Annotated in this window: 3 protein-coding genes; 2 read left to right on the top strand and 1 reads right to left on the bottom strand. The window is 66.4% G+C overall.

Translation table 11 applies throughout. The annotated features are described in order from the left end of the window. Positions 1 to 967, top strand: a 967-nt coding sequence (locus QZ269_RS12350) for a sensor histidine kinase (RefSeq protein ID WP_291427007.1), incomplete at its 5' end; no start/stop codon positions are given. A 274-nt stretch (positions 968 to 1,241) separates the two neighbouring features. Here the strand turns inward: QZ269_RS12350 and QZ269_RS12355 are convergent. Further along, complete coding sequence (locus QZ269_RS12355; RefSeq protein WP_291427008.1) at positions 1,242 to 2,264, bottom strand: Sectered polysaccharide deacetylase; 1,023 nt, start codon at positions 2,262 to 2,264, stop codon at positions 1,242 to 1,244. A gap of 144 nt (positions 2,265 to 2,408) precedes the next feature. Here QZ269_RS12355 and QZ269_RS12360 point away from each other — a divergent pair, with 144 nt between their 5' ends. Then, on the top strand, positions 2,409 to 3,617 hold the full coding sequence (locus QZ269_RS12360) for a glycosyltransferase family 4 protein (protein ID WP_291427009.1): 1,209 nt from the start codon (positions 2,409 to 2,411) through the stop codon (positions 3,615 to 3,617). The last annotated feature ends 16 nt before the right edge of the window (positions 3,618 to 3,633 follow it).

Here is a 3,633-nt window from a genome sequence, read left to right on the forward strand (position 1 = left end):
GCAAAAGCTGCTGGAGCCGCTGACCGGGCCGCTGGTGGGGGCCGACCTGCTGAGCCTGCCGACCCCCGCCACCCGCCCGGCGCTGCTGGCCGCCTGGGACGACGCTTTTACCCGGAGCGCGGGCGGACGCGCCGAGATTCAGGTCGGCCCGTACCGCCTGGAAGTGCGCCTGAGTGCGGTCGGCCCCGGCAGCGCGCCTGGCAGCGGCTCTGGCCCCGACCCCAGAAGCAGTGATGGGGTGCTGCTGGTGGCCCGCGACCTCTCGGAATTGCAGACGCTGGCCGAGGAAATCACCCGGCGCGGGCAGGCACTGGAAGCCGCGACCTCGCGCACGCTGGAATTGCGTAGCTACCTGACGCTGTTTACCCAGGCCCAGGAGGAAGAACGCCGCCGCATCAGCCGCGAGCTGCATGACGACACGGCGCAGGTGCTGATTGCCACCAGCCGCCGTGTGTCCCGGCTGGCCCGTGAGCTAGACGGCGAACGCAAAGCCCGCGCCGACGACATTCTGCTCGACCTGAACGCCGCCATCGACGGCGTGCGCCGCTTCGCGCGGAACCTGCGCCCCAGTGTCCTAGACGACCTGGGGCTGCTTCCGGCCCTGGAATGGCTAGCCACCCAGGCCCTGACCGCCACCCGCCTGGAGGTCAGCGGTCAGGAACGCCGCCTGCCCCCGGCCACCGAACTGACGGTGTTCCGGCTGGTGCAAGAAGCCCTGAACAACGTGGACAAGCACGCCGGGGCGCATACAGCGGCCATCCGGGTCGCGTTCAGTGAGAGCGGGGTGCAGGTCGCCATTTCCGACGACGGGCGCGGGTTTACCCCCGAGGAAGCGCAGGCCCAGGTGCAGGCCGGACACCTGGGCCTGATCGGACTGCGGGAGCGGGCGCAGCTGGCAGGCGGTGACCTGAATATCGGGAGTGCGCCGGGGCAGGGCACGGCGCTGGTGTTCACCTTACCGGGGTAGACAGTAGGCAGACTTCAGACCTACCCAGCCGAACTTTTTCTCATCCGCACTGCGGCTTCTTATACGGATTCCGCTAAATTCCACCACAGTCGGAAAAGCGCCGCCTGCGGCTCCATACCGCGGAATCCGTATGCTGTTGCTACTCGCATCCGCTTAGACTGATTCGGAACTGCACCGAATCAATTGGAATCCGTATTACCACGAAATCCGTATCTTTCCTCCTTGCCCCCGCTTGGACTGAATTGAAACTGCCCGGTTCAATCGGCAGTCCGTATCAGCCAAACTTCTTCAGAAACTCCTCGCGGGGCATCCAGGCCATCTTGGGCGTCTCGTCGCTGGCCCGGCGCTGGGTGCCGTAGGCCAGCCGCAGCACCCGGAAGCCCAGCCCGTACCAGCGTGCCCGCAGCGGCGGTAAGTCCAGCAGGGTAAAGCCTGACTTTTCCAGGGGTCTGTGAAACAGGGTCACGGCAAACACCGCCTGCGCCGAGTGCAATTCCGGGTGCGTTTCCAGCGCCTGGGCCACATCCTTCAGGCTGCGCTGGTAGGCCCGGTAGGTGCCCAGCCACTGCTTGGACGCCAGCCCGACCAGCCGCCCGGAATTCAGGTGCAGCTCGGCGGTGGGCGTGCCGCGTGGCAGCGGCAACGGCTCCGGCGCGTGGTCAAGCGGGGCCACACGCATCATGGCGTCGAAGCGTTGCGACAGGTCGATCAGGCCCTCCCGCTGGGCATACTGGTCTTCTACCACCCGCTGATAGATATGCTCGAGCAGGTCGCGGGGCGTGGCCGGGCGCAGTTCCAGCAGTTCACGCACGGGCCGGGGCTGATAGCCCAGGCGTTCGAGTTCCGCCAGTTTTTCGGCCAGTTGTTCGGGGCTGACTTCCAGAATTGCGCCCGGCAGCGCGGCGGCGGCGGGTTCGGGTAAGGGGCGAAGGCCAGCCTGAGCCAGCGCCCGCAGGTCGGCCCGGTCAGCGCGGGCCAGATCAGGTGCCCAGTGCTTCAGCGGTTGCCGGGCGGCGACTTCCAGCGCGGCAAAGTTGCGCGGCGTGCCCCTTCCGGCGACCTCGTGCCCGGCGGCGCTGGCCTGCTCCAGCAACTCCATGTCGGCAAAGTCGGCGGGCACCAGCACCGTCGCCTTGACGGCCCCCAGCTCGCCCAGCACCCGCTGAAGTTCGGCAGCCGTCTGAACGGCAATAGTCAGGCCCACGCCCGGATCACCGGGATGCCCGCCGCGCAGCGTTCCGAAGGCTCCGGCCCGCATCAGGAGGGGCCATACCCGAAAAGGTACAGAAGATGTCATCAGGGCTGAATCTACCCCCTGGATATCCCCCATGGCTGGCCCCCGAGCGGCGCGGGCGGCCTCGTGTTCCTCTCATGTTGGTTCATCGTATGCTAGGCCACAGATGCTTCCAGTTTCATCAGACCATCTCGGAGGTGCAGGCACGTGAAGCCGCTGCGTATCGGGCTGTTCACCGACACGTTTTTGCCCGACCAGAACGGCATCGTGACCAGCGTATGCCTCCTGAGCGACGAACTGCGGGCGCGGGGGCATTTCGTCGAGGTGGTCGCCCCGGATTTTCCCGACTTCTGGGACACCCGGCTGGACGTGCGGCGCGTTTCCAGCATCCGCTACACTTTTTTGCCCACCTACCGCCTGGCCTGGCCCACCCGCAAGGATTTCGAGCTGACCTACGACGTGGTGCATACCCACACGCCGCTCACCCTGGGACTGGCCGGAGCGCGGCTGGCCCGCAAATGGCGTACGCCGCACGTGGCGACCTACCACACTCACCTGTCGGCCTACACGCACTATGTGCCCGGACTTCCCGCAGTAGACCGCGCCACGCACCTCATTCCGCGTTTTATCGACCAGTTTTATGGCAAGGCCGACGCCGTGATTACCCCGACCTCCGGCATGATGGACGTCCTAAAGGAAGCCAGAGTCAAAAACCCGGTGGTTATTCCGACCAGTGTCGATCCGCGTGTGCTAGAGAGTGCCCCCCCAATTCACAGTCCGTGGCCGCCCGGCACGCGCCGCATCCTGACGGTGGGGCGGCTGGCCCGTGAAAAACGCTTCGATCTGGTTATCGACGCGCTGGCCGAGTTGCCCAGCGCCCATCTGGTCGTGCTGGGCGAAGGCCCCGAGCGCTTCAACCTGGAACATCAGGCCGGACGGCTGGGCGTGCAGGACCGAGTGACCTTCGTGGGCGTGCGTCCCTGGACCGAAATCGGGGCGTACTACCGACTCGCCGAACTGTTCTTGTTCGCCTCCGATACCGAAACGCAGGGGCTGGTGCTGCAAGAAGCGCAGCTGATGGGCGTGCCGGTGGTAGCGGTGGGCGCACGCGGCACCCTCAGCGGCGTGCAGGGCGGCTACAGCGGGTATCTGGTTGCGCCGGGCGATGTGGCGGCCCTGGCGCGGCACTCGCGCGAACTGCTGGCCGACCCGCAACTCTGGTCACAGCTATCGCAGCACGCCCGTGAATTTGGCAGGCGCACTACCCCCGGCGGCGTGGCCGAGCAGGTGCTGGAAGTCTACCAGCAGGTGCTGGAACCGGGGCGCGGGCAGGGAGCCAGACCCGAACCCGAACCTGCAGCCACACAGTCGGTTACTCCCGCATTTCGTCGAAATAACCCCTCGTATGACCGGTGACGTTGCGGAAGTGTCG

The organism is Deinococcus sp., assembly GCF_018260405.1.
Taxonomy (GTDB): Bacteria; Deinococcota; Deinococci; order Deinococcales; family Deinococcaceae; genus Deinococcus.